This window comes from Roseateles chitinivorans (genome assembly GCF_050632145.1).
Classification (GTDB): Bacteria; Pseudomonadota; Gammaproteobacteria; order Burkholderiales; family Burkholderiaceae_C; genus Roseateles; species Roseateles chitinivorans_B.
In genome coordinates this window covers 4160221-4183126 of sequence record NZ_CP192577.1, presented here as the reverse complement: position 1 = coordinate 4183126, position 22906 = coordinate 4160221, and the positions used below count along the sequence as shown (strand labels likewise).

General features: G+C 69.0%; 26 protein-coding genes. 17 read left to right on the top strand and 9 right to left on the bottom strand.

Annotated features, from left to right (window positions below):
- The first annotated feature begins 7 nt into the window (after positions 1–7).
- The 5 genes from ACQ86G_RS19155 to ACQ86G_RS19135 all read left to right on the top strand — a co-directional run bounded on the left by ACQ86G_RS19155 (position 8) and on the right by ACQ86G_RS19135 (position 4670).
- Positions 8–442, top strand: coding sequence for a hypothetical protein (locus ACQ86G_RS19155; protein ID WP_431256807.1), 435 nt, complete (start codon positions 8–10; stop codon positions 440–442).
- Positions 443–544: 102 nt separating this feature from the next.
- Positions 545–775, top strand: a complete 231-nt coding sequence (locus ACQ86G_RS19150) for a hypothetical protein (protein WP_431256806.1) — start codon at positions 545–547, stop codon at positions 773–775.
- 444 nt (positions 776–1219) lie between these two features.
- On the top strand, positions 1220–2233 hold the full coding sequence (locus tag ACQ86G_RS19145; RefSeq protein ID WP_431256805.1) for a hypothetical protein: 1014 nt from the start codon (positions 1220–1222) through the stop codon (positions 2231–2233).
- Positions 2234–2568: 335 nt separating this feature from the next.
- A complete protein-coding gene (locus ACQ86G_RS19140; protein WP_431256804.1) occupies positions 2569–4005 on the top strand; it encodes a chloride channel protein in 1437 nt (478 codons plus the stop codon).
- A gap of 74 nt (positions 4006–4079) precedes the next feature.
- Positions 4080–4670 carry a GNAT family N-acetyltransferase gene (locus ACQ86G_RS19135; RefSeq protein ID WP_431256803.1) on the top strand — a complete coding sequence of 197 codons (591 nt, stop codon included), beginning with the start codon at positions 4080–4082 and terminating at the stop codon, positions 4668–4670.
- Between the two features lie 18 nt (positions 4671–4688).
- Here ACQ86G_RS19135 and ACQ86G_RS19130 read toward each other — a convergent pair whose 3' ends face one another.
- Positions 4689–5000: an ArsR/SmtB family transcription factor gene (locus ACQ86G_RS19130; protein WP_431256802.1), complete on the bottom strand. Its 312-nt coding sequence runs from the start codon at positions 4998–5000 to the stop codon at positions 4689–4691.
- A gap of 209 nt (positions 5001–5209) precedes the next feature.
- Between ACQ86G_RS19130 and ACQ86G_RS19125 the strand changes: the two genes are divergently transcribed.
- From ACQ86G_RS19125 to ACQ86G_RS19115, 3 genes are all read left to right on the top strand, one after another.
- On the top strand, positions 5210–6181 hold the full coding sequence (locus ACQ86G_RS19125) for a zinc-dependent alcohol dehydrogenase family protein (RefSeq protein WP_431256801.1): 972 nt from the start codon (positions 5210–5212) through the stop codon (positions 6179–6181).
- Between the two features lie 100 nt (positions 6182–6281).
- On the top strand, positions 6282–6725 hold the full coding sequence (locus tag ACQ86G_RS19120) for a hypothetical protein (RefSeq protein ID WP_431256800.1): 444 nt from the start codon (positions 6282–6284) through the stop codon (positions 6723–6725).
- A complete protein-coding gene (locus tag ACQ86G_RS19115) occupies positions 6722–8923 on the top strand; it encodes a DUF4132 domain-containing protein (protein ID WP_431256799.1) in 2202 nt (733 codons plus the stop codon). Before ACQ86G_RS19120 ends, ACQ86G_RS19115 begins: the two co-directional genes overlap by 4 nt.
- Positions 8924–8978: 55 nt before the next feature.
- Here ACQ86G_RS19115 and ACQ86G_RS19110 read toward each other — a convergent pair whose 3' ends face one another.
- A complete protein-coding gene (locus tag ACQ86G_RS19110) occupies positions 8979–9386 on the bottom strand; it encodes a winged helix-turn-helix transcriptional regulator (RefSeq protein WP_431256798.1) in 408 nt (135 codons plus the stop codon).
- Between the two features lie 72 nt (positions 9387–9458).
- Here ACQ86G_RS19110 and ACQ86G_RS19105 point away from each other — a divergent pair, with 72 nt between their 5' ends.
- Both ACQ86G_RS19105 and ACQ86G_RS19100 read left to right on the top strand, forming a co-directional pair.
- Positions 9459–10073 (top strand): FMN-dependent NADH-azoreductase, encoded by a 615-nt coding sequence (locus ACQ86G_RS19105; RefSeq protein WP_431256797.1) that lies wholly within the window; start codon positions 9459–9461, stop codon positions 10071–10073.
- A 158-nt stretch (positions 10074–10231) separates the two neighbouring features.
- Complete coding sequence (locus tag ACQ86G_RS19100) at positions 10232–10804, top strand: YceI family protein (RefSeq protein ID WP_431256796.1); 573 nt, start codon at positions 10232–10234, stop codon at positions 10802–10804.
- Positions 10805–10896: 92 nt separating this feature from the next.
- On the opposite strand, the gene ACQ86G_RS19095 is transcribed toward ACQ86G_RS19100, so the two are convergent.
- Positions 10897–11403 carry a TetR/AcrR family transcriptional regulator gene (locus ACQ86G_RS19095; protein ID WP_431256795.1) on the bottom strand — a complete coding sequence of 169 codons (507 nt, stop codon included), beginning with the start codon at positions 11401–11403 and terminating at the stop codon, positions 10897–10899.
- A gap of 87 nt (positions 11404–11490) precedes the next feature.
- Between ACQ86G_RS19095 and ACQ86G_RS19090 the strand changes: the two genes are divergently transcribed.
- From ACQ86G_RS19090 to ACQ86G_RS19080, 3 genes are all read left to right on the top strand, one after another.
- Complete coding sequence (locus ACQ86G_RS19090; protein ID WP_431256794.1) at positions 11491–12465, top strand: NAD-dependent epimerase/dehydratase family protein; 975 nt, start codon at positions 11491–11493, stop codon at positions 12463–12465.
- A gap of 82 nt (positions 12466–12547) precedes the next feature.
- A complete protein-coding gene (locus tag ACQ86G_RS19085; protein ID WP_431256793.1) occupies positions 12548–12814 on the top strand; it encodes a hypothetical protein in 267 nt (88 codons plus the stop codon).
- 82 nt (positions 12815–12896) lie between these two features.
- Entirely contained in the window at positions 12897–13334 is a 438-nt protein-coding gene (locus ACQ86G_RS19080) for a hypothetical protein (protein WP_431256792.1), read from the top strand.
- Positions 13335–13358: 24 nt separating this feature from the next.
- On the opposite strand, the gene ACQ86G_RS19075 is transcribed toward ACQ86G_RS19080, so the two are convergent.
- Together ACQ86G_RS19075 and ACQ86G_RS19070 are read right to left on the bottom strand one after the other, a co-directional pair.
- Positions 13359–13742: an ExbD/TolR family protein gene (locus ACQ86G_RS19075; RefSeq protein ID WP_431256791.1), complete on the bottom strand. Its 384-nt coding sequence runs from the start codon at positions 13740–13742 to the stop codon at positions 13359–13361.
- Positions 13743–13916: 174 nt separating this feature from the next.
- A complete protein-coding gene (locus tag ACQ86G_RS19070) occupies positions 13917–14759 on the bottom strand; it encodes a DUF6597 domain-containing transcriptional factor (RefSeq protein WP_431256790.1) in 843 nt (280 codons plus the stop codon).
- A 188-nt stretch (positions 14760–14947) separates the two neighbouring features.
- On the opposite strand from ACQ86G_RS19070, the gene ACQ86G_RS19065 reads away from it, so the two are divergent.
- The 3 genes from ACQ86G_RS19065 to ACQ86G_RS19055 all read left to right on the top strand — a co-directional run bounded on the left by ACQ86G_RS19065 (position 14948) and on the right by ACQ86G_RS19055 (position 17316).
- The gene (locus tag ACQ86G_RS19065; protein ID WP_431256789.1) at positions 14948–15355 is read left to right on the top strand and encodes a DUF3224 domain-containing protein; all 408 of its coding nucleotides are present in this window, start codon (positions 14948–14950) and stop codon (positions 15353–15355) included.
- A 222-nt stretch (positions 15356–15577) separates the two neighbouring features.
- Positions 15578–16810: an EAL domain-containing protein gene (locus ACQ86G_RS19060; protein ID WP_431256788.1), complete on the top strand. Its 1233-nt coding sequence runs from the start codon at positions 15578–15580 to the stop codon at positions 16808–16810.
- Positions 16807–17316, top strand: a complete 510-nt coding sequence (locus tag ACQ86G_RS19055) for a GAF domain-containing protein (RefSeq protein ID WP_431256787.1) — start codon at positions 16807–16809, stop codon at positions 17314–17316. The genes ACQ86G_RS19060 and ACQ86G_RS19055 overlap by 4 nt, the downstream gene beginning before the upstream one ends.
- 85 nt (positions 17317–17401) lie before the next feature.
- Here the strand turns inward: ACQ86G_RS19055 and ACQ86G_RS19050 are convergent, their stop codons facing one another.
- From ACQ86G_RS19050 to ACQ86G_RS19040, 3 genes are read right to left on the bottom strand one after another with little or no spacing between them, the layout of a single operon-like run.
- On the bottom strand, positions 17402–17857 hold the full coding sequence (locus ACQ86G_RS19050) for an EVE domain-containing protein (protein WP_431256786.1): 456 nt from the start codon (positions 17855–17857) through the stop codon (positions 17402–17404).
- On the bottom strand, positions 17854–18225 hold the full coding sequence (locus tag ACQ86G_RS19045; protein ID WP_431256785.1) for a VOC family protein: 372 nt from the start codon (positions 18223–18225) through the stop codon (positions 17854–17856). Before ACQ86G_RS19045 ends, ACQ86G_RS19050 begins: the two co-directional genes overlap by 4 nt.
- A gap of 49 nt (positions 18226–18274) precedes the next feature.
- A complete protein-coding gene (locus ACQ86G_RS19040) occupies positions 18275–18973 on the bottom strand; it encodes a helix-turn-helix transcriptional regulator (RefSeq protein ID WP_431256784.1) in 699 nt (232 codons plus the stop codon).
- Positions 18974–19150: 177 nt separating this feature from the next.
- Here ACQ86G_RS19040 and ACQ86G_RS19035 point away from each other — a divergent pair, with 177 nt between their 5' ends.
- Positions 19151–21253 carry a TonB-dependent siderophore receptor gene (locus ACQ86G_RS19035; RefSeq protein WP_431256783.1) on the top strand — a complete coding sequence of 701 codons (2103 nt, stop codon included), beginning with the start codon at positions 19151–19153 and terminating at the stop codon, positions 21251–21253.
- A 61-nt stretch (positions 21254–21314) separates the two neighbouring features.
- Here ACQ86G_RS19035 and ACQ86G_RS19030 read toward each other — a convergent pair whose 3' ends face one another.
- Positions 21315–22874, bottom strand: a complete 1560-nt coding sequence (locus tag ACQ86G_RS19030; RefSeq protein WP_431256782.1) for an FAD-dependent oxidoreductase — start codon at positions 22872–22874, stop codon at positions 21315–21317.
- Positions 22875–22906 lie beyond the last annotated feature (32 nt).

Sequence of the window (22906 nt, the reverse complement as noted above, 5' to 3'; positions counted from 1 at the left end):
CCTCACGATGACAGTGCTCCGACAACTCCTGGTCTCCGCCACGCTGCTGCTCGCGGCCTCTGCCGAAGCCGCTCCCTGCAACGCGTCGACCCCCGAGGACTTCGCCGCGTTTTTCGGTCCGTTCTCGACGGACCAGCGATTCGCTGCCGACCGGACGACGTTTCCGCTGCGGACCGTCCGATGGACCTATGGGGCCGACAAGGCCGGCGCCGATGCGTCCGCGCCGACCGTGCGATCAACATCGAAAGCCGAATTCATGCGGTGGAAGACCATCGCGGCGCTGGAGAAGCAAGGGCCCCTGACCCATCGCCTCAAGCCCTCGTCGACCGAGGACATGGAGGTCGAGCTTTTCAAGGACGGCTCCGATATCGAGATGTCGTACCGCTTCACGCGGCGCGAAGGGTGCTGGCGCTTCGTGCAATTCGAGGACCGCTCCCTCTGACGGCGGACCTCCGCCCTCTCCTGCCTTCGACAGACATCCCCCTGCGGCGGCCCCCGCCGTTCGGCTAGCATCGCGCCTCCATTTCCAGGGCATCAGGCACTCATGACCGGACTTCTCATCATGGCATCGGCGCTGGCGGCGGTCGGGCTCGTCGTCGGTCTGGCCTATGTGCTGTCTCTGCTGCTGCCGGAAGCCCATCCGCTCCGACAACGGATCCGGGTCGCCGCCGCATGGGTCTACAAGAATCCGCGCACGGTCGAGAAGCGATTGAGGCAGATCGCCTTCGCCCTCATCGTGGGCTACTTCATCGTGCTGACGATCGTCTACTCCTGAAGGCCTGGCAGGCCCGCCCCGATGACCGAAGGTTCCCGCGGCGCCCCCCAAAAGGGGTAGCGGGCTGTCACCTCGTCCCCACAGACGTCAACGGGCCCTCGAAGCCCTGCGGCAGATTCCGCATCCCAGCCGGGTGCCGAGGCATGCCTCCTCCATGCTCGCCCGACAATCCCGTCCACAAGATGACAGGGAGTGGCTCATGATGGATTGGATCCGCTGGCAATTCGGCCGGCCCACCACGGCTGACGTGCTCAAGCGCGTGGTCAAGCGCCTGGACGGCGCCGGCGCCACCGGGGTGACCTTCCAGGAAGTCCCGCCGGAGGTCCGCTTCTCGCTCAACGACGTGCAGATGCACTCGAATCTGGTGCACCTGATGAAGGACCTCCTCCGCACCAAGGGGGCCGCGCGCGCGACGCCGAGTTCAACCGGTATGTGGAAGGCGTCGTGCTCCGCCCGATCGACGACATCCTCCCCGAGAAGGCAGAGGACTACGCGAGCGTCCAGGCACGCCTGCTCCCGCTGCTGCGCACACGCGCCGACATGGACAAGAGCGCGATGAACGCGGCCAGCTCGCTGACCCTCGACAAGGAAGCGCTGTCGCGCGAGTCGAACCGCACGCCGTCTCGCCCGGTCGCGGGCGACTACGTCGCGATGCTCGGCCTGGACACGCCGCAGAGCACCGCGCGCGTCGTGCAGGGCATGCTCGACAACTGGGGCGTGAGCTTCGAGACCGCGTTCGACGACGCGCTGCGCAACCTGCGCGGCGTCTCCAGCGACGCCGGCTGGCAGCAGATCGCGCCCGGCCTGTGGCAAGGCGCGTGGAACGATTCGTACGAGCCTTCGCGGCTGCTCCTGCCGGATGTGATCTACCGATCCGGCGTGGCGCATCCTGTCGCGATGGTGCCGCTGCGGCACGTGCTGCTGGTCGCGGACGCGAACGACATCGCCGGTCTCGCGCTGATGGCCTCGGCGTGCAAGCAGCTGAGAGAGGAGCAGTCGCGCTGGCTGTCGTGCCGCCCGCTGCAGCTCGTCGAGCGCGAATGGCGGCCCTTCGAGCCGCCGGAGTCGCTGCGCCAGATGTACCAGGAGCTCATCGCCATCGAGGACTCCGAGGACTACGCCGCGCAGAAGAACCTGCTGGAGCAGCGCAACGCGCAGGATCCGTCGGCTCCCTTCGTGGGCACGGCCCAGCTGGTGCAGTTCAAGGACAGCGAACGCATCCTGAGCTACTCGGTGTGGTCGAACGGCGTGGACACGCTGCTCCCCCAGACCGACCTGCTGGCCTTCGCCTCGCTGGACAAGCCGGACGACACCGTGGTCGTGGCCTGGGCGGATGCGGTGCGCATCGCCGGACACCACATGCAGGCCGTCGACGACATGTTCCCGCGGCGCCTGCGCGTCAACGTCTTCCCGACCGAGGACGAGCAGGCGCAGTTGCGGACGGTGAAGGTGTTCTGAGCGATGGCGGGGCGACGGGTCCCGTCCTGATCCGTCAAGCGAAGTCGAGCACGGACGCCTCGCTGAAGAACGGCAGGGTCTATTCGGCATTTCTCAATGTGCGCCCATCCGACAGATCGGACCCGACCCGGGGCTACTCGGTGCGTTTCTGTCTTGCCGGGGAAGGTGCCTCGCGCCGGTTGGTGCCCGCCGAGTCCTGGCGCGACGGCGCCTGCGACTGAACACGGATCGCAGGTCCATGGGGCAGGCGCCGTCGCTCGATCGTCGATGGGCTGACGCCTTCCCAGGGGCGCCCGACGCCCAGGACCGCCCCCCGACAGCGGGATACTGGGGTGATGGCCGATGACACCTCACCCCCGAGATCGCCCTCCTCGCCCCCCAGTGAACCCGGCGGTCGTCACACCGACTCCAGCGCACACCACGACCCCGACTTCCTCTCCGCCGTCCGCGACGACCTGGCCGACTGGCGCCAATGGCTCGCACGCACCGTCGTGCTCGCCTTCGCCGTGGCCGCGGGCCTGGCGGTCGTGCTCTTCACCTGGGTCAGCGACCAGGCGATCGAGGGCTTCTCGACGTTGCGGAGCTGGTCGCCCTGGGCGCCGCTGGTGTGGACCCCGGTCTGCACCGCCTTCCTGGTGTGGGTGACACGCCGCTTCATCCCGGGAGCCGCCGGCTCCGGCATCCCCCAGGTCATGGCCGCACTCTCCCCGAAGGTCGCCCCCGGACAGCAGGGGCTGTTCGTCTCACTGAAGCTCAGCATCGCCAAGCTGTTCCTGGTGTCGGGCGGGCTCCTGGGCGGCCTCGCCATCGGGCGCGAGGGACCGTCGGTGCAGATCGCCGCCGGCGTCATGCAGCACGCCCAGCGCTGGCTGCCGCGGCGATCGCCGCTCAATCATGACGGACTGCTGGTCGCCGGCGGCGCCGCCGGCATCGCGGCGGCCTTCAACGCGCCACTGGCGGGCGTGATGTTCGCCATCGAGGAACTCACCCGCAAGATCGAGCAACGCAGCAGCGGCCTCATCATCGCCGCCATCGTGCTGGCCGGCTTGATGGCGGTCTCCGTCTTCGGCAACGCCAGCTACTTCGGCCGGCTGCGCGTCGACCATCTGACCTGGTCCCACCTGCTGCCGGGCCTGCTGACGGCCATCGGCTGCGGCCTGGCCGGCGGCGTGTTCTCCCGGCTGCTCCAGCGCAGCCTGCTCGGCGGGAACGACCGCTTCAGCCGGTGGCGCGCCCGCTTTCCCGTGCGCTTCGCCTTCGCCTGCGGGCTGGCCATCGCCGTCCTCGGACTGGTCAGCCATGGCGCCACCGACGGCAGCGGCTACGACTACACCCGCGGACTCGTCGAGGGCCATCTCGACCTGCCGCTCCTCTACGTCACGCTGCGCATCGTCGCGACCTGGCTCGCGGTCTGGTCGGGCGTTCCCGGCGGCATCTTCGCGCCCTCGCTGGCCATCGGCGCCGGCATCGGCAGCGACATCGCCCAGCTGACCCACACCACCGAAGGCGCCGCGGCGATGATCGCCATCGGCATGACGGCCTTCCTCGCGGCGGTGACGCAGGCGCCGGTGACGGCATTCATCATCGTCATGGAGATGGTGGACGGCCATTCGATGGTCCTGAGCCTGATGGCGGCCGCGCTGCTCGCGAGTCTCGTGTCGCGATGGATCAGCGTGCCGATCTATCACCGGCTGGCGCAGGCCCAGCTCGCGCGGCTGCCGGAACCAGCGGAAGGGGCTGCGCCGGCGGCGACCGCACCGCCTCCCGCGTAGCGCAACTGCCGGAGCCTTTGATGCGAGACCTCATGCCGTGATCGCTCGCTGCCCGGCCATACACTTCAAGTCCGATGCCTCACGATCCGATCCTTCGCGACGTCGCCTCTGAACTGCAGACCGAGCGCCTGCTGCTGCGCACGCCGCGCGCCGGTGACGGCGAGATCGTCCACGAGGCGGTCCTGGCGTCGCTCGATGATCTGCGCGCGTGGCCCGCTTCGCTGCCTTGGGCGATGGCGGCGCCTTCGGTGCCGGTCTCCGAGACCTATTGCAGGCAGAGCGCCGCGGAGTTCCTCCAACGGACGTCACTGGTGTACCTCGCGTTCGACCGCCAGGGCTCGCTGGTCGTGAGTCTCAGCCTGCATTCGATCGACTGGACGGTGCCCAAGTTCGAACTCGGCTTCTGGTGCAGGACCGGTCGCCAACGCCAGGGCCTCACGACTGAGGCCACGTCCGCGCTGATGCGCTACGCGTTCGATTCGCTCGGCGCGCGGCGCGTCGAAGCGTTCCCCGACGAGGCCAATGCCGGCAGCCGCGGCGTCTGCGAAGCGATCGGCATGCAGCTGGAAGGCACCTTGCGCAACGACCGCGTCACGCCCGGCGGCGAACCGCGCAGCACCTGCGTCTATGCGGCGATCCACGCGATCCCATCGCACCCTGCCTGAGAGCTGCCCGGACCAAGCCTAGAGCTCGCTGCCCATCCGCCGTCCCAGCGCCGCAATGGCCCGCTCATCGCGCCGGTAGTACGACCACCGGCCCGACCGCTTGACGATGACCAGGCCGACACTCGCCAGATCGGCGAGGTACTTCGAGGTCGTCGAAAACGCCAGTCCCTGCCCCGCCTGGATCGACGACACGCAGACGCCGTCGACCAGCGGGTCCCCCTCCTCCTGGGGAGGGAAGCTGCCGGGCGTCTTGAGCTTGCGCAGGATCTCCAGACGCTGCGCGTTGGCCAGCACCTCGAGCACGCGGAGCAACGGCACTTCTTCGGACATAGGCTGAATCAAGCAATCGACCGGGCAGTGTAAGTGGGCCCACGTCGCGAATAGCAGCGCGCATCCGTCCGCGCAAGACCTGCCCCATCGCCATCAACGGCAGGAGGGTCACGGACCGCCCCTCAACATTTCGATAATTTGCGATATGACAATGCAGGGGTTCCGCACAGATCCGCGGAACGACGGTCAACTCAACCTTGCGAGTCCCCATGAAAGCCATCGTCCTGACCGCCTTCGGCGGCGTCGACCACCTGCAACTGCAGGACATCCCCGTGCCGGCCGTCGATGCCGGTGAACTGCTCGTGCGCGTCATCGCCACGTCCATCAATCCGCTGGACTATCAGATCCGCCGTGGCGACTACCCGGCGTACGTGCCTCTGCCCGCCGTCATCGGGCACGACGTGTCCGGCGTCGTCGAGCGCGTCGGCGCCGGCGTGCACGACTTCAAGCCCGGCGACGAGGTCTTCTACACGCCGAAGATCTTCGGACCCAAGGGCGGCAGCTACGCCGAGTTCAACGTGGTCCCGCAGGAGTTGGTGACGCACAAGCCGCGCAACCTGACGCATGCCGAGGCGGCCTCCTTGACGCTGGTCGGCGGCACCGCCTGGGAAGCGCTGGTCACGCGGGCCCGCCTGCAGCCGGCGGAAACCGTCCTGATCCACGGCGGCGCAGGCGGCGTCGGATCCATCGCGATCCAGCTGGCCAAGGCGATGGGCGCCCGGGTGCTGACCACCTGCAGCGCCTCGCAGTTCGAGTTCGTCCGCTCGCTCGGCGCGGATGAAGCGATCGACTACGAGGCGGGCGACTACGTCGACCACGTGCGCGAATTGACGGGCGCCCGCGGCGTGAACGTCGTCCTGGACACCATCGGTGGCAACACGCTCGAGCGCTCGCCACACGTGCTGGCGGACGGCGGACGCGTCGTGTCGATCGTCGACATCGCGACGCCTCAAAACCTGGTGGCCGCCTGGGGCGTGAACGCGGAGTACCACTTCGTCTTCACGAGGCAGAACCGCGGCAAGCTGCTCGCGCTCAAGGAACTGCTGGAGCGCGGCCGCATCCGGCCGGTCATCGGGGCCACCTTCCCGCTGGCGGAGATCGGTGCGGCGCACACGGCGCTCGAGCAGCGGCGGGTCGGCGAGCAGCCGCTGCGCGGCAAGGTGGTGATCGAGGTGGGCTGACGACAGATGGCTCCACAGCGACGACTGGCATGCGGTCGAGTCATCGATGCCTTTTCCGTCGAGGGTCAGGAGTTGCCGCCTTGTTATCCTTGCCTGCACGATGATCCCCCGCCCCTCCCGCTCTCGCCGTCACTCCGGGCCGCAGTCGCGCGATGACCGTCCGGTCATCAAGCCTCTGCCTAAGCGCTTCCAGCCCTCGACGTGGCTGATCGGCACGTGGCGGTCGGACAAGGAGAAAACCGTTCGCCGCTGGAACCGGGGCGCGCCCAGCCCCTCGGACAGCGGCAGGCGGGAGTTCATAGAGGATGGACTGGGGAAGACCATCAATCGCTACACCGGGAAGCGGTGGCATCACACGTATGAGGACTCGGGTTTCTGCCTCCCCTATCGAGTGATTTGGCAGAACGGCTTATCGCTGTTCATCGTGTACACCAAGGGACGCTCCGAATCTGGGGAGCTCATTCACTTCGTATCGAAATCGACCTTCTATTTGTTGAGGGGTGGCTATGCGGAGTTCTTCACCAAGGACGATGAGCCGCAATGACTGAAGGCATCGAGCGGCCACTCGTCACGATCCTCAGGGTTCGGCTCACGGCACCTGCCCCCTCGCACCCCGGCTTCGTCGGCGCCCCGGTCGACATCGCCGATCTGCAACCGCTGGAACTGGGCGAGTTGTGGGCCGAGATCCGACGCGCCGCGAGCGACCCCGACGGGCCTCGGTCAGCGAAGGACGCGGCCTTGTCCATCCTCGTCCAGGTGCGGGACACCGGTCTTGTGCCGGCCCTGAGCGGACGCGCCGCGCTGGCCGCGTTGCAGGACGTGACGCCACGCCAATGGGGTCCCGCGCTCGAGCTCTTCGCGCTGCTCACCCAGGTGCCCTCGCCGGCCCTGGCGGCCGAGGCCGACCGTGTGCTCGGCGATCTCAGCGAAGCGAACGTGACCGAGCGCCACGACATCCATGGCGGCCTCGCGCTGGCCCTCATCGCCGGCCGCCCGTCGTTCGATCGCCTGCGCGAGGCGTTGACGCCACGGGCATCGCGCTCGCCGTACTGGCGCAGCGAACTGGACGTGCTGCCCGATCTCGGCCTGGACGCCTGGCTGGCGATGGCCGGCGGGTGGCCGAACGTGCAGTTCTTCGAATCGCAGTTGCCGGCCGATCCGACGCCGGCGCTCGCCGCCGAGCCCGCCTTCGTGCTTCACGCGGAGCAGGTGCTGAAACGCGCGGCGGACCGGGTGGGCGCCATCCACCGCGGTGACATCCCCTACCAGGCGGACGGTGCCTTCACCCCCGACGACGCCCAGGCCATCGGCCGCGCCATGCGCGTCGCAGCCCTGCGGGATGAGCCGTGGCTGGGACCGTTGATCCGGCAGTTGCTGCCCGAGGTGTGCGTGGCCCCCACCGCGGCCAGGACCCTGCCCTCGCAGGCGGTCGCCATCGCGCTTGGGCATGCCATCGAGGCGGTGCCCACGCCCGAGGCTGTCGAGGCGCTCAAGGCGGCGCTGGCCGTCGTGCGTCACGCAGGGGTCGCCAAGAAGCTCGCCCGCAACTTGAAGCCGGCCGAACGTGGACTCGCGGAGCGTCCGGAGGTGGCGCTGCGGCTGACCTCGGGGCCCAAGGACAAGCAACGGTCGGCCATGCTCGTGACCAGTGTCGAGGCCGGACTCTGGCAGGGGCTGGACCTGCCGATCGCCGTGTGGCACGAGCGCCTGGCCGACGCGCCCGGCGGACGCGATCTGGCGCGCTCGCTCATCTGGGTGGCCACGCGGCCCGATGGCGCTGCGTCCGCCCTCATGCTGACCGGTCGTGACGGCGTCCCCACCGATGCCGAGGAACACCCGATCACGCTGCACGACGACGCTCGCGTGTCGCTGTGGCACCCGGTCACCGCGACTGTCGACGAGCGTCGCCGCTGGCAGGCCGCCGTGGTCGCCCGCCGCCTGCGCCAGCCTTTCCGACAGGCGTTCCGCGAGCATTACGTGCTGCCGATCGAACAGACCGATGGTGATGGCGATGGCGACGTCGCGGCCACGTCGATGTTCGAAGGCCATGTGCTGTCGGTGCGCCCGCTGCTCGGGCTGGCGCGCAGGGAGGGATGGCGCATCGCGCGCGATCAAGGCCTGGTCCGCGACTTCGGCGCCGTGCGAGTGACCTTCGCGGTGACCGGGCGGCTGTTTCCGGGAGCCGACGGCAACACGGACAGCGGTGCCGTGATGTTCGAGCGCCGCGACGGTCCCCGGTGGAAGCGCTGCGCTCCGGCGTCGGTCGAGCCGATCGTGTTTTCTGAAGCCTGCCGGGCGATCGACCTGCTCGTGAGCACCGCCGGCTTCGCGCTGGAAGACGGGCCGTCGGACCTGCCGCTGACCGTCGACGATCTGGACGCTGCGCGCCGCAGCGGGGCGCCGCACCCGCAGATCGCGCGCTGGCGCCGCCTCGAAGCGCTGTCGGAGCATTCGCTCGGCGAAATGGCTCAAGCACGGCGTGACGCGCTCGCCCACGTGTTAGCCGACGTCATCGCCGACGGACGTGTGTCGATGACCGCCCGGCACCTGCAGGTGGGCGATCACGCGGTGCACCTCGCCACCGCCCGCGTCACGGTGCGCGGCGAGCCCGTGGTGCTCGACATCCCGCCCGCGCCGGCGGGACGCCGCCTCGCCGCAGTGCCCTGGCTGCCCTACGACGAAGTGCTGCTCCAACGCATCGCCGACATCGTGGGATATCTGCTGCTCTCGCGAAACGGTTGAAGCGCCTGTCGCCATCGGAACGGCCCGATGGTGCCGGCGTGGGGGCAGCCATCGATCAACCGCCCTCTCCCTCCTGCCGGCGGCCATCGAACTCAGCCCGCGCCTGCGCGATCGTGTCGAGATTGGCGAACGCCCATTGCCCGAGTTCCTCGACGGGGATGCGCAGCGAGTGGCCCACGCGGGTGAGTTCGTACTCCACGCGGGGCGGGATCGTCGGATAGACCGTGCGCGTCACCAGCCCGTCGCGCTCGAGGTTCCTCAGCGTCAGCGTCAGCATGCGCTGCGACACCCCGCCGATCTCGCGCTTGAGTTCGCTGAAGCGCCGGGGGCCCTTGGCCAGCAGCATGACCGTCAGGATGGTCCACTTGTCGCCGATGCGCGAGAGGACGGCGTTGATGGACGCGCACTGACCCGCCTGAGGCATCTCCTCCGGGACGGCCACTTCCTTGTGCCTGGGTTTCAACAATGTGCCTCCTTGCGTTGCCAAGTCCGGTACCAATAATAGCTCTGGTCACTTTTGAGAACCGGACCGACCATGAACATCCTCCACCTGGACTCCAGCATCCTCGGCGACCATTCCGTCAGCCGCACCCTGTCCGCCGGCATCGTCGCGAAGCTCACGACGGCCGCGCCCGATGCGACCGTGGTCTACCGCGATCTCGCGGCCGATCCGATCGCCCATCTGTCCGGCGCCTACCTGGCGGCGGCGGCTAAGCCGGACGACGTGCCCAGCGCCGCGCTGCAAGCCGATCTGGCGACCGGCACGGAAACCTTGCAGGAGCTCTTCGCCGCCGACGTCATCGTCATCGGTGTCGGCTTCTACAACTTCACCATCCCCAGCCAGCTCAAGGCCTGGCTGGACCGGATCCTGGTGGCAGGAAAGACCTTCCGCTATGACGCGAACGGCAAGGTGGAAGGTCTGGCCGGCGGGAAGCGGGCGTTCCTCGCCATCGCCCGCGGCGCCATCTACGCGGAAGGCTCGCCGTATGCCTCGTTCGAGCATGCGGAGACCTACCTGCGCGCGACGCTGGGGTTCATCGGCATCCGCGACATCGAGGTGATCGCCGCCGACGGCATCGCCTACGGCCCCGACCAGCGCGCTGCCGCGATCGCGACGGCGCAGGACAAGATCGCGGCGCTCGCGGCCTGAGCGGCCTGAGCGGCCTGAGCGGCTGGAGCGGCCGGAGCGGAGCACTGCAGCCGACGATCGGCAGCGCCTGGCCGGGCAATGATGCGACGATGTCGAGAACGGCCCGCCCCGATCGTCGTCAGGGTGGCTTCCCTTCAACACCACCTCGAGGACTCCCGATGAAACCGCTGCTGCTCGCTTCCGCCCTGCTCGCCTTCGCCGCCGCCGCGCAGGCCGCGCCCACGACCTACGACATCGAGCCCACCCACACCTACCCCAGCTTCGAGGCCGACCACATGGGCCTGTCCAACTGGCGCGGCAAGCTCAACAAGAGCGCCGGCACCATCGTCTACGACAAGGCGACCGGCGCCGGCAGCGTCGACGTGAAGATGGACCTGGCCAGCATCGACTTCGGCCTGGACGCGATGAACGCCTGGGCGACCGGCGAGAAGTTCTTCAACGTCGAGAAGAACCCGAGCGCGACCTTCAAGGGCCGCTTCGAGGGCGTCAAGGGCGGCGTGCCGACCCAGGTGGTGGGCGAGCTCACGCTCAACGGCAAGACCCGGCCCCTGACGCTGACGGTGAATCAGCTCAAGTGCGTGCCGCACCCGATGCTCAAGCGCGAGCTCTGCGGCGCCGACGCCTCGGGCAGCTTCAACCGTGGCGAGTTCGGCCTGGATGCGGGCAAGGACTACGGGTTCAAGATGGACGTGAACCTGCGCATCCAGGTGGAAGCCATCGCCAAGGAGTGACGGTCCCGGCTCATGTGGCAGCCCATGTGACGGCTCATGTGGCGGCCCTCACCCGGGCCGTGACGCCAGCGCGTCGATCACGGCATTGAAGATCAGCTCGCTGGTCGCCTCGACCTCCTTGCGGACGGCCCCTGGCCTCGCCAGCGACAGCACCCCTGCGAGGCCGCCCACACGGCCCGCGCGGCCGGGTCGACCGGCCCGGACAGCCGGCCCGAGTCGACGAGCCGCTGGACATGCCCGCGCATGACCGCGTAGGGCTCGGCCGTCAGTTCGGGTCTCGCGAGCGCATGCCGCGCGAACATCGCTGACAGCGCCGGCTGCTCCAGCGCGAAGTCCACCGCCACGTCCCAGCCGAAGCGCAGCAGCTGCAGCGGCTCCTCCGTCCCGCGCGGCGCCCGCTTGCGGCGCATGAACTCGACCAGGCCGCGCTGGACGAGCGCCCGCTCCAGCCCGTCCTTGTCGCCGAAGTGGTGGTAGAGCGTCGGCGCCTTCACGCCGGCGAGATCGCAGACGGCCCGCGTCGTCAGCGCGGACGGGCCGTGAGCCTCCAGCAGCTGCGCGGCGGCGTCGAGGATGGCGGATTCAGTGTCGGTTTCCATGGTTCCCGCATCGGTTTCCGGAACTGTCTTGACACGGAATATAGCATCGCTATACGCTTTCTATATCAACGCTATAGAAAGACTGTCATGACCCGTACCTGTCTGGTGACCGGAGGCTCCGGCTTCGTCGGCGGCCGATTGATCGAGCGCCTCGTCGGCGAAGGCTGGCACGTGCGGGCGCTCGCTCGTGGTGACGCCGCGGCGCAAAGTGTACGCAGGCACGGGGCCGAGCCGGTGCGCGGCTCGCTGGACGACACGGACGCCCTGCTCGCGGCGGTCGACGGTTGCAGCGTGGTCTTCCATGTCGCCGCGCTGTTCAAGCTGTGGGGCGACGCCGCCGAATTCGAGCAGTCCAATGTGCAGGGCACCGCCCACCTGCTGCGCGCCGCCCAGCAGGCCTCGGTCCGCCGCTTCGTGCAACTGGGCGCGGCGGCGGTCGTGCTGGGCGACCCCGTGCCCAGGCTGCGGGCGACGGAGTCCCTGCCCCGACTGGAGAGGCCCTGGGCCCCTTACAGCAGTTCCAAGGCGCGCAGCGAGGCGTTGGTGCTCGCGGCCAATCGCCCGGGCCACTTCGAGACGGTGGTCCTGCGTCCGCCGATGATCTGGGGCGCGGGCATGCCGATGCTGGACCAGCTGATCGAGAGCGTGGAGGCCGGCGACTTCCGCTGGGTGGGCGACGGCTCGCAGGCGATGTCGACGGTGCACGTGGACAACGTCTGTCGTGCGCTCGAGCTTGCGGTGGATCACGGCACCGGCGGGCAGGCGTACTTCGTCAGCGACGGGGTCGACCAGACGCTCAAGGGTTTCCTGTCCGCGCTGCTGCGCAGCCGTGGTGTCGAGCCGCCGAAGGCTTCGGCGCCGTTGCGCATGGCCTGGCTGATGGCCGGCGCGATGGAGTGGATCTGGCGCACCTTCTCCCGCCCCGGCGAGCCGCCCATCACGCGGCAGATGCTGAGCCTGATCGGCGCGCCGTTCACGCTGGACATCGGCAAGGCGGAGCGGGAGCTGGGGTATCGGCCGGCGGTGTCGTTGGCGCAAGGGCTGGCCGGCATGCGGCGTTGAGGGAAGCGCCGGCGACAGGACGGAAGCCGGACGCGGTCCGGCGCCGCGCTGTTACCCTTCGTGCCCCGTCGAAGGCTTCCTCATGTTGCGCATCTCCCCCGTCAAATTCATCGCCGGCATCGCGGCCGTCGTCCTGGCCGTGGCCGGCCTGTTCTTCGCCTCCGAGGCCCGCCAGGGCGTGGTGAACATGTTCTCGGTCATTCGCCTGAGTTCCCCGAAGCCGGCGCAGGCGCCCCGGCCGACCGAGGTCAGCGCGACGCCCTCCGGCGTCAAGGTCATCCCCATCGGCGTGGCCCCGCAGGCCCGGCCCGCCAGCGCGGCCAGCGCCGGAAAACCCAGCGGCGGCTGAACCGCCCCGCCATGCGACTGCCCCGCGGTTTCGACAACGCGCTGATGGCGCCCCCGGCACGGGCGGCGCCGTCGACACCGCGTTGCTGTCCTCGCTGCGCGCCTGGTGCGAGGGTGCGGGCGCTGCGGCAACGGACGAGCCCTTGCGCATTGCCGGCATCGCGCCGCACGACGGTCTGGACGGCGTGGCCTGCGAACTCGACGGCAGCCACGCCCTCGCGCGTCTGGGCCGTTGGCGAGGCCTGCTGTGGCGTCTTCAGATCCTGTGGCGCGAGTGCATGACGAAGCGCGGCACGTCACCTCGCGACCCGTGGGATTGCGGCTGGTGGCGGTCGGGATCGCTGGGGCCGGCCGAGGCGTTCCGCCCTCGCCGGGCCACGCTGCTGATGGTGCGGGAACCGGACGACGCCACCGTTGCATCGTTGCTGGCGACACTGCGTGCGAACAGTCATTGCTATGCGAAGCCGGTGCGCGTGCTGGTGGTGTCGGAAGCCGCCACATCGATGCCCTTGCCGACCTGAGCTTCACGCCTGATCAGCCGGGCTTCAGATCGCCGCGGGCAGGACTCGCATCTCCACTGCGCCGTCTCCGATCATGCGGACCGTCCCGACGCGGTGGCGTTGGGCGGTCGCCATGAACGCCAGGAATGCGCCGTAGCTCACCCCCTCTCGTGGCTCGACGCGGATCACGGGTTGGTCGTCGAAGCCCAAGGCGTCGATCGCCAGCATCCGGGATTCGAGGGCCTCACGACTGGTCAGGATCTCGCCGTTCCAGACGACCAGACCGTCCCCGTCGATCGTGACGGTGTCGACCCGGACCGCGTCCGCACCGGAGAAGCCAAGGCAGCCGTCACCGGGGATGTCGAAGTCGACGCTGTGAAGCGGCGCGCGGATAGCCATGATCCACAGCGTCACCACCACGAGCAGCACGCCGGCGAGCGGCGCGACGCCCAGGGATGAGAGGTGCAGCAGTTCCGGGTCTTCCGAAGGGGGCTCGCGCGCATGACGGTGCCGGTCCAGGTGAAGTCGACAGCCGCGATCTTCTCCGAAGACGGTGCCGCCACGCTGCGACCGGGTTGCGCCGCTGGCGAAAGGACGCCGCCCCTACCGGGACCCCGCTGCCGTGCCGATGGCTTCCGCCTCGCGTCGAAGCGTCTCGGCATACGCCCCGGGCGTCTCCCCGACCAGGCGTCGGAAGTCCCGGATGAAGTGCGCCTGGTCGAAGTAGCCCAGACGCTGGGCCAGGTCGGCATCGGGTCTGGCCTCGCCGCTCTGCAGCAGTGCGACCGCCTCGTGCAGGCGATACCGCGCGATCACCCATTTGGGACTCGCGCCGACGTAATGGTGGAAGTCGCGTTGCAGGCGACGCAGCGACTCGCCGGTGGCCCAGCACACCTGGTCGACCGTGGTGATCGTCGGATCGGCGCCGATGGCGCGGACGATCTCCGCCAGACGCTCCGCACGTCCGTCCACGGTCGGAGGCAATTTCAAGCGAAGCAGCGCCTCCATGCGTTCCTGTCCCGCCTCGGGCGTCCCGCCCATCGGCGGCTCGATCAGCCGCAGCACCTCATCGCCCAGCACCTGTCGCGCGTCGACCTGCCGGTCGGCCAGCTCCGACACCGGCGATGCATGGAAGGCAGGGAACGCAGCCACCCTGAACTTCACCCCGTGGACGTGCCCGCATCCCGCCAGCGTCCTGGTGAACCGCGCCCGTTGAACGCCCCACAGCAGCGCTTCGCCGCCCTCGACCACCAAATGGACATTCGGATGCGGCAAGGTCGCCTGCGAGCGAGGCGCCCGGCCGCGAAGGTCCCAGGCCACGAACCAATGGTGCTCGATCCAAGGCGCCAGGTCGGGTGACGGGGGCCGCTGTTCATGGACAAAATGCCCCGGTGCCAGTCCGGGGTGGAGAATGCCTCGGGCGGCGCTGCGTGCCTGTTCCGTCATGCCGTGTCGCTGTCGCGTTTTTCCTATCGCCGCAAGCGCGCGTCCGTTGCAATGAGTGCCACCTTCCACGGCTTCCAGCACCCATGCGCGCTTTCGCGACGAGTATCGCCGCCATCATGACCGCCGCCTCCGTGGCGGCGGCCACGCCTCCCGGCGCCGTGCGCGCCTCTGAAGCATCGAGGACATCCATGACCCAGAGCCACACCCTCCGCGGCACCTTTGACGTGCAGCTGACGCCGCTGCCCTCCGCGCCGGAGGAGGCGCAAGCCAACCTCGGGCACCTGCTGCTCAGCAAACGGTTCCACGGCGAGCTCGATGCGACCGGCCTCGGCCACATGATGTCCTTCCGCAGCGCGGAACCGAGCTCGGCGGGCTACGTCGCGATGGAGCGCGTCGAGGGGCGCGTGGCGGGTCGCAGCGGCTCGTTCGTGCTGATGCACTTCGGCGAGATGAACCGGGGCACGCCCAAGCTGATCGTGCAGGTCGTACCCGACTCCGGCACCGACGAGCTGGTCGGCCTGAGCGGCACCCTCGCCATCGACGTGCGGGACGGCAAGCACTTCTACGAATTCAGCTACAGCCTCCCGGCCAAGTAAGGATCGCCACGAGCGGGACCTCGACCATGAGCCAGTCCGTCCTGCACATCTGCGAAGGACGGGAGCGCTTCCTCAACGATACGGACTGAGCCCCCGGCGCCCGTGCCAGGACTTGCGCCGCTGTAGGCAAACGCCAGACACGCCCTTCCTCCTCCGCCCTCTGCCGCGGCGCCCCCTTCCCTCCGATGATGCAGGCATGAAAGCTGCCACGGCATCGTCGCGATGAGCCCCAACACCGACGGGTCGGCGACCTGCAATCTCGCCACGGCGTTCCAGCCGGTTTTCAGCCTCACCCATGGCCGCCTGGTCGGGCATGAAGCGCTGCTCCGCGCGAGCGACGCCGACGGTCGGCCCATCCCGCCGAACCTGCTCTTCGACGGATTGCCCAACCACCATGCGCGCGCCGACCTCGACGTCCGCGCGGTCCGGCAGCATCTGCAGGCCTATGTGGCCATGGGCAAGCGCGACACGTCCGAGTGGCTGCTGTTGAACCTCCACCCGGCGACGCTGCTGGAATCGACCGGCGCCCTCCACGAGATCGAACGCGCGCTGGATACCAGCGGCATCCGCGCGTCCCGCGTCGTGATCGAGGTGCTGGAGTCCCCGCTGTTCGAGGATGAACGCGTCTATCCGGCGCTGCAGCGCCTGCGCGCCAAGGGCTGCCTGATCGCCCTGGACGACTTCGGCGCCGGTCATTCGAATTTCGAGCGTGTCTTCGACCTCGCCCCGCACCTGGTGAAGCTCGACCGCCGCGTGCTGATGCGGGCCAAGCAGGATCCGAAAGCGCTGCGGATCCTGCAGCGCATGGTCTCGCTGCTGCAGGAATGCGGCGCGCTCGTCCTCGTCGAAGGCATCGAGACGCTGCAAGGCGCCCACATCGCGCTGACCTGCGACGCCGACTTCGTGCAGGGCTACTACTTCGGCCGGCCCCAGCCGACGACGCTGGCGCGCGAGGACGGCAGCGAGGCGCTGGACGCCGCGTGGAGCAGCTTCGACGAGGCGCAATCCCGCAAGGACGACCGCTGGCGGGAGTCCATGGCCCTGCACTGCGACCGGCTCCGCCTGGCCAGCATCGCGCTGGCGGCGGGCGTCCCGTTGAGCGAGGCCTGCGCGGACTTCCTGGCCGCGCCCAACGCCTCGATGTGCTACCTGCTCGACGACCAGGGCCGGCAGCTCGCCGACATCGCCTTCCGCGACGATGCGGCGCGGGAAGGCCTGCAGCGCTCGGAGCAGTTCGAGCCGCTGCACAACAGCGCCGGCGCCCGCTGGTCGCGGCGCCAGTACTTCCGGCGCGCGGTGAGCTTCCCGGGCTCCGTCCAGCTCACGCGGCCCTACCTGACGCTGCAGGGCGGCTGGATGTGCCTGACCGGCTCCATCGCCTTCGAGCTCGAAGGCCGGACGGCCATCCTCTGCGGCGACCTGCGGGTGCACGTGCCCGCGGAAGACCTGCCGTGATCTGCGCGCCCTACCCCGAGGACGAGGCCTGGCGGCTGGCCACGCTGGAACGCTACGGACTGCTGTCCGAGTCGCACGATCCCTTCCTCGACGCGCTCACGGTCACCGTGGCGAGGTCGTTCCACGCGCCCATCAGCGCGGTGTCCTTCATCGACCGGGAACGGCAGTTCTTCAAGGCGATCACCGGGCTCGAGGTCCGCGAGACCGCGCGCAGCTGCTCCTTCTGCGCCCACGTGCTGTGGTGGCCGGAACCGATGGTGGTCCTCGACGCCAGCGAGGACGAACGCTTCGCGGGCAACCCGCTGGTGCGGGACAGCCCCCACATCCGCTTCTACGCCGGCGCGCCCGTCCACCTGCGCGGCGTCTGCCTCGGCTCGCTGTGCGTCATCGACCACCGCCCGCGCCACGAATTCGACGACAGCCAGGTGCGCATGCTCAAGGGCGCCGCCAGCGCGGTGGAGGAGCGGCTGATCCAGATGACCGGGGCGCCTTCCTCGAGGGTCTGAGTGTCCAAGGACCTGGCCGTACCGCGTCAGTGGCTCGCGTCCGTCCTGGTCACGCCCGCCGCGGACGGCGGCCGGCGCCGGGCACTCACGTCCCCGTCATCTCGGCGGCGATCAGGCCCATGTCCGCAGCGTCGATCTCGATCAATCCGAAGCGGAACGCATGGCCCCAGTTCGTCTTGCCGGCCGTGAAGGCAAGCCGATCCAGCAGCGGATGGATCGAGGCCTCACGCGTGGACGACTGCCAATCCACGTCCCGCCGGAACGGACGGAAGCCGCCGCCCATGTCGACCTCGTAGGCGTCGCCGTCGCGCACCGTGCCCAAGGCGGTGAAGCATTGGAGCCGGTCCTTGCCGCCCATCTGCGTGGCGGGCGAGTAATAGACCACCCGGTCCCCCGGCCGGACCCGGCGCAACGGCGCGACCTTGCCGTGGCAGACCTGCATGAACCCCTCGGCGCGGCCACGGCGGACATGCTCGGCCGACGCCACGGCGATCCACGCGCGAGGCGCCCGGCTGCCCGCTTCGTCGAACAGGGCGCTCATCCCCGCGCTCCCGGCGAGAACACCCGCAGGCGGTGGCCGTCGGGATCGGTCGCGGTGAAGGTGTAGCCGAAGTCCATCGTCGACGGCGTCTGCAGGATGGGCATGCCGAGCGCCTGCCAGGCCTCGTGGCGCGCATCGACGGCGGCCGCGTCCTGGACCGCGAAGGCCAGTTCGCTGCCGCCCGCCGGCGTGGCCGCGGGCTCGACGCCCGCCGACGCCCACAGGCCCAGCATCACGCCCGAGTCGAGCGCGAACATCGCGAAGGTGGGCGAACTCTCGACGGGCGGCTTGCCGAGCAGCTGCGTGTAGAAGGTGCTGCTCTCGGCCGGGCTGGCGACATACAGGAGGATGAAGTTGGGAGAGGTCATGACAGGGTCCTGGCTGGGTTGATGCTGCGGATGCTAGGAACCCGGTCTGTCAATTTCCGTCAGTGGCAGCGATGCCCTCGCGGTCCCGCCAGGCCTTCAGCAAGGCGGCCTTGCGCTGCGGATAGCGCTCCTCGATCAGTACCGGCGCGCTCACCCGGTCGGTGCGGAAGCTGCGGATCTCCTCGCGCAGCTCGCACCAGGCCACGAGCACCTGCACCCGGTCGAAGAAACCCAGGGCGAAGGGCCAGACGGTGCGCTCGCTGTCCTTGCCCTTGAGGTCGCGATAGCCGATGCGCAGCTTGTGTTCCTGGCGGATCGCCTGACGCATCAGCGCCATCACGCCGCGGTCGACCGCCGGCGGATCGGAGGGGCCGACGAGCAGCGCCGTGTCGTCCATGTCCCGCCGCAGCGCCGGTGGGAGCACGGCCGAGATCTTCGCCAGCGCGTCGCGCGCCGCCGCGGCCAGGCGCGCATCGTCGCGACTGGCCACCCAGCGCGAACCGAGCACGAGGGCCTCGACCTCGTCGACCGAGAACATCAGCGGCGGCAGCACGAATCCATCGCGCAGCACGTATCCCAGGCCGGGCGCGCCGTCGATGCGCGCGCCTTGCGCCTGCAGCGTCGCGATGTCGCGGTAGAGCGTGCGCAGGCTGATGTCCAGCGTCGTCGCGAGCGCCTCGCCGGTGACCGGGCGGCGGTGGCGGCGCAGGAGCTGGATCAGGTCGAGCAGGCGGGCGGAACGGGACACGGCAATCCTCCATGAGAGGGCGCGAGGATAGGCGGGCGAACGCCACCGTTGATCGTGGTATCGCTACCACGCGTGATACGAGATGACTCGTTTTTGTCATTTCACTTAATGCGAATCACTCTCACCTGCGTTAGAGTCCCGGCCGAAAGTCATCCCCTCCCTCTTTCGGACCCATCGATGAAGCAGCAATTCCTGATGACCGCGTGCGCCCTGGCGGTGTCTCTCGCGGTCGGCGACCTGGCTCACGCGCAGGACGCCACGCTCGACAAGATCACCGTGACCGGCAAGCGCGCGAACCGTGTGTCCAAGGGGGCGACCGGCCTGCCGATGGACGTGAAGGACACGCCGCAGACGATCAGCACGATCGACCAGGAAGACATGGCCAACTTCGGCCTCACCGGCAGCAACGAGGCGCTGGCGCTGGCCACCGGCATCAACGTCGAGCAGTACGAGACCAACCGCGCGACCTTCAACGCCCGCGGCTTCGAGATCCAGCTGACGCAGGTCGACGGCCTGGGCATGACCAACTCGTGGGGCACGGTCGTCGGCCGCGAGGACACCTTCCTGTTCGAGCGCATCGAGCTGATCCGCGGCGCCAACGGCCTGCTGACCGGCGTGGGCAACTCCTCGGGCACGATCAACTACATCCGCAAGCGTCCGAAGAACGAGGACGGCGGCGAGGTCGGCGTGAGCTTCGGTTCCGACGGCCTGAAGCGCGCCACGCTGGACTACAACAAGGTGCTGACGCAGGACGGCGCATGGGCGGGCCGGCTGGTGGTGGCACGCGAGGACAAGGACTCCTACCTGCGCGACCTCAAGGACCAGCGCACCTCGGTGTACGGCGTCGTGGACGGCCAGATCGGCACCAACGGCGTGCTGACCGTGGGCGTCACGGCGGTGGACGCGAAGCAGGATTCGCCGATGTGGGGCTCGCTGACGCTGCTGCGCTCGGACGGCACGCAGGCGGACTTCCCGCGAGGCTCTTCGACCTCGCAGGACTGGACCTACTGGAATACGAGGTCCTACAACGCCTTCGCCGAGTACACCCACCAACTGGGCAGGAACTGGGAAGCGAAGGTCACCTACAACTATCGCCACGGCAACGACGCGACGCGCATCTTCTATGCGTACGTGCCGGAGACCTCCGTGCTGAACCCGGACGACACCGGCCTGATCGGCCTGCCGTATCGCAGCCTGGGCAGCTCGGACAACCACGTGCTGGACGCCAACCTGAGCGGCAAGTTCACCCTGTTCGGCCGCGAGCACACGCTGCTGGTCGGCGCGACGCAGTCGCGCGAGAAGACCGCGGTCGATACCTACGCCGCCCTGACCCACACGAAGGATCCGCTGCCGGCCTTCCCGTACGGCGGTGATGTCTATACGCAGCCGGACTGGGGTCCGCGCCAGCCCAGCACGCGCGGCGAACAGACGCTGACGCGCCTGTATGCCGCCTCGCGCCTGTCGGTGACCGACGGCCTGCACGCGGTGATCGGCATCAACGCGGTCAAGCTCGAGCGCAGCGGCGCATCGATCTACGGCAACGCCGCGACCAACACCGCCTACCCTGACACGAAGGAAAGCAGCCCCTACTTCGGCCTGACCTACGATTTCACGCCGGACCTGCTGGGCTATGTGTCCTATTCGGACATCTTCCAGAACCAGGACCAGACCGACATCCAGGGCAAGTACCTGGCGCCGATGAAGGGCGTGAACACCGAGGTCGGCGTCAAGGCCGAATGGCTGGACAAGGCGCTGCTGACGACCTTCGCGCTGTTCAGCGCCAAGCAGCAGAACCTGGCGACCTACGCCGGCGAGATCTCCGGGACCGACACGCCGCTGGACGGTCAGTCCTGGTATGCGGGTCAGGACGTGAAGTCCAAGGGCTTCGAGGTCGAAGCCACGGGGCGCATCGGCAAGGACACCAAGCTCACCTTGGGCTACACGCGCCTGATCCTGACCGGCCCGGACGGCCACGACACCTACGAATGGGTGCCGCGCGACACCTTCAATTTCCGTGTCGCCACCCGCGTGCCGGTGCTGCCGGCACTGACCGTCGGCGTGGGCGGCCGCTGGCAGTCCGAGGTCAGCAAGATCGGCAGCGCCAAGCAGGGCGCCTACGTCAAGGTGAACGCCTTCGCGTCCTACGAGCTGTCCAAGGCCGCCACGCTGCGCGCCAACGTCAACAACCTGTTCGACAAGAAGTACGTCGGCGGCCTGGCCTATGGCGCCATCTACGGCGCGCCGCGCACCTACAGCGTGTCGCTGGACTACCAGCTCTGATCGATTCCTGAAGTTCCTGCAACTCACGACCCGGGCCGAGTCCCGGGTCTTTTTGCCTCGCTCAGGCACGCGGCAGACCGCACGCGTTCATGAACCGCTCGAGCGCGTCGAGCTGCCCCGAAGACACGAAGGCGGCGACGTAGCCATCCGGCCGCACCAGGATCCAGTCGCCGGCCTGCGGCGCATAGGCCTCCCGGAAGTCGCCATGCTCGTCCAGATAGTCGGTGACATTGCCGGCGTCGCCGGGATCGCCGATGGCATGGATGCGGAGACCCGCCCGCGCGGGGACGTCGCTGCGCGAAGACCACGACATGCCGTATCCCAGCAGCGTCCAGTGCGGCCCCTTGAACAACTCGAACAGGCGCGTCCCCTGCCCCGCCGCCCGGCGCAGGTGCGCATCGGGCGCGCGGTCGCCGGCCTGCAGGCCCTGCCCGCGTTCCGGCACCTCCAACGCGAGCGACGACTGCGGGTAGCCGATGTCGAGCTGATGCACCTCGCGCCCGCGGCGGTTGTCACCGCGCTTGGCAGCATCGAGCAAGCGGGTCGACAGTTTCAGCATGCCCTCGGCGACCGGTCGGCGCTCCTCCTCATACGTGTCGAGCAGCGAGTCCGGCGCGCCGCGCAGCACGGCGCCCAGCTTCCATCCCAGGTTGTAGGCGTCCTGAACGCTGGTGTTGAGGCCCTGACCGCCGGTCGGCGGATGGATGTGCCCCGCGTCGCCGACGAGAAAGACACGGCCGACCCGATAGCGATCCGCCAGGCGCGCGTTCATGTTGTAGGCGGAGGCCCAGGACACCGACTCGATGCGGATGTCGTCGCGACCGGCGCGGTCCCTCACCAACGCGTTGAGCCCATCGATGCCGAGGTCGATCTCGCCTTCCAGCGGCACCGGCGCCTGCAGCTGGAACAACGCCGTCCCCGCCAGCGGGCAGAGCGCGAGCTGCCGTTCCATCGATCCGTCGTTGAACTGATGCCACGCGTCGCGTGGCAGTCCCCCCAGGGTCACGTCGGCCACCACCGCGCGCACACCGAGCGTCCTGCCCGGGAAGTCGATGCCCAGCTGCTTGCGCACGTCGCTGCGGCCGCCATCGGCGCCGACGAGGTAGCGCGCCCGCATCCTCTCCTGCCGAGGGCCCCCGCCTGGCGTGGTCTCCCCGGTCGCGACGGCCACGCGCGCGGTGACGCCCTCCTCGTCCTGCTCGAAATCCACCAGCGCGCAGCCGTGACGCGGCGCATGGCCGAGTTCCGCCAGCCGTTCACGCATGGCGGCCTCAGTCAGGAACTGCGGCACCATCAGCGCCATCTGGTGCGGCTCGGCCGGCGTCGGCGGCGAGGTTTCGAAGGCCGTCTCGGTGAAGCGGCCATCCGCGGCATGGTGACGCTGCGGCGGATACGGACCACCGGCCGCCACCAGCCGGTCCAGCAGGCCGAGGTCCTCCAGCACCTCCTGCGTGCGCGGCTGGATGCCTTTGCCCCGCGAGCCGTGGAAGGGCTGGGACGCCTGTTCGATCAGCTGAAAATCGACACCCCGACGCGCGAGGTCGATGGCGAGCGTCAAGCCTGCCGCACCGGCCCCGACGATGAGGACCTGCGTGGTCCCTGGGAGAATGGATCCGTTCATGTCGCTCCAATTGAGTGTAGTTTGCACATAAC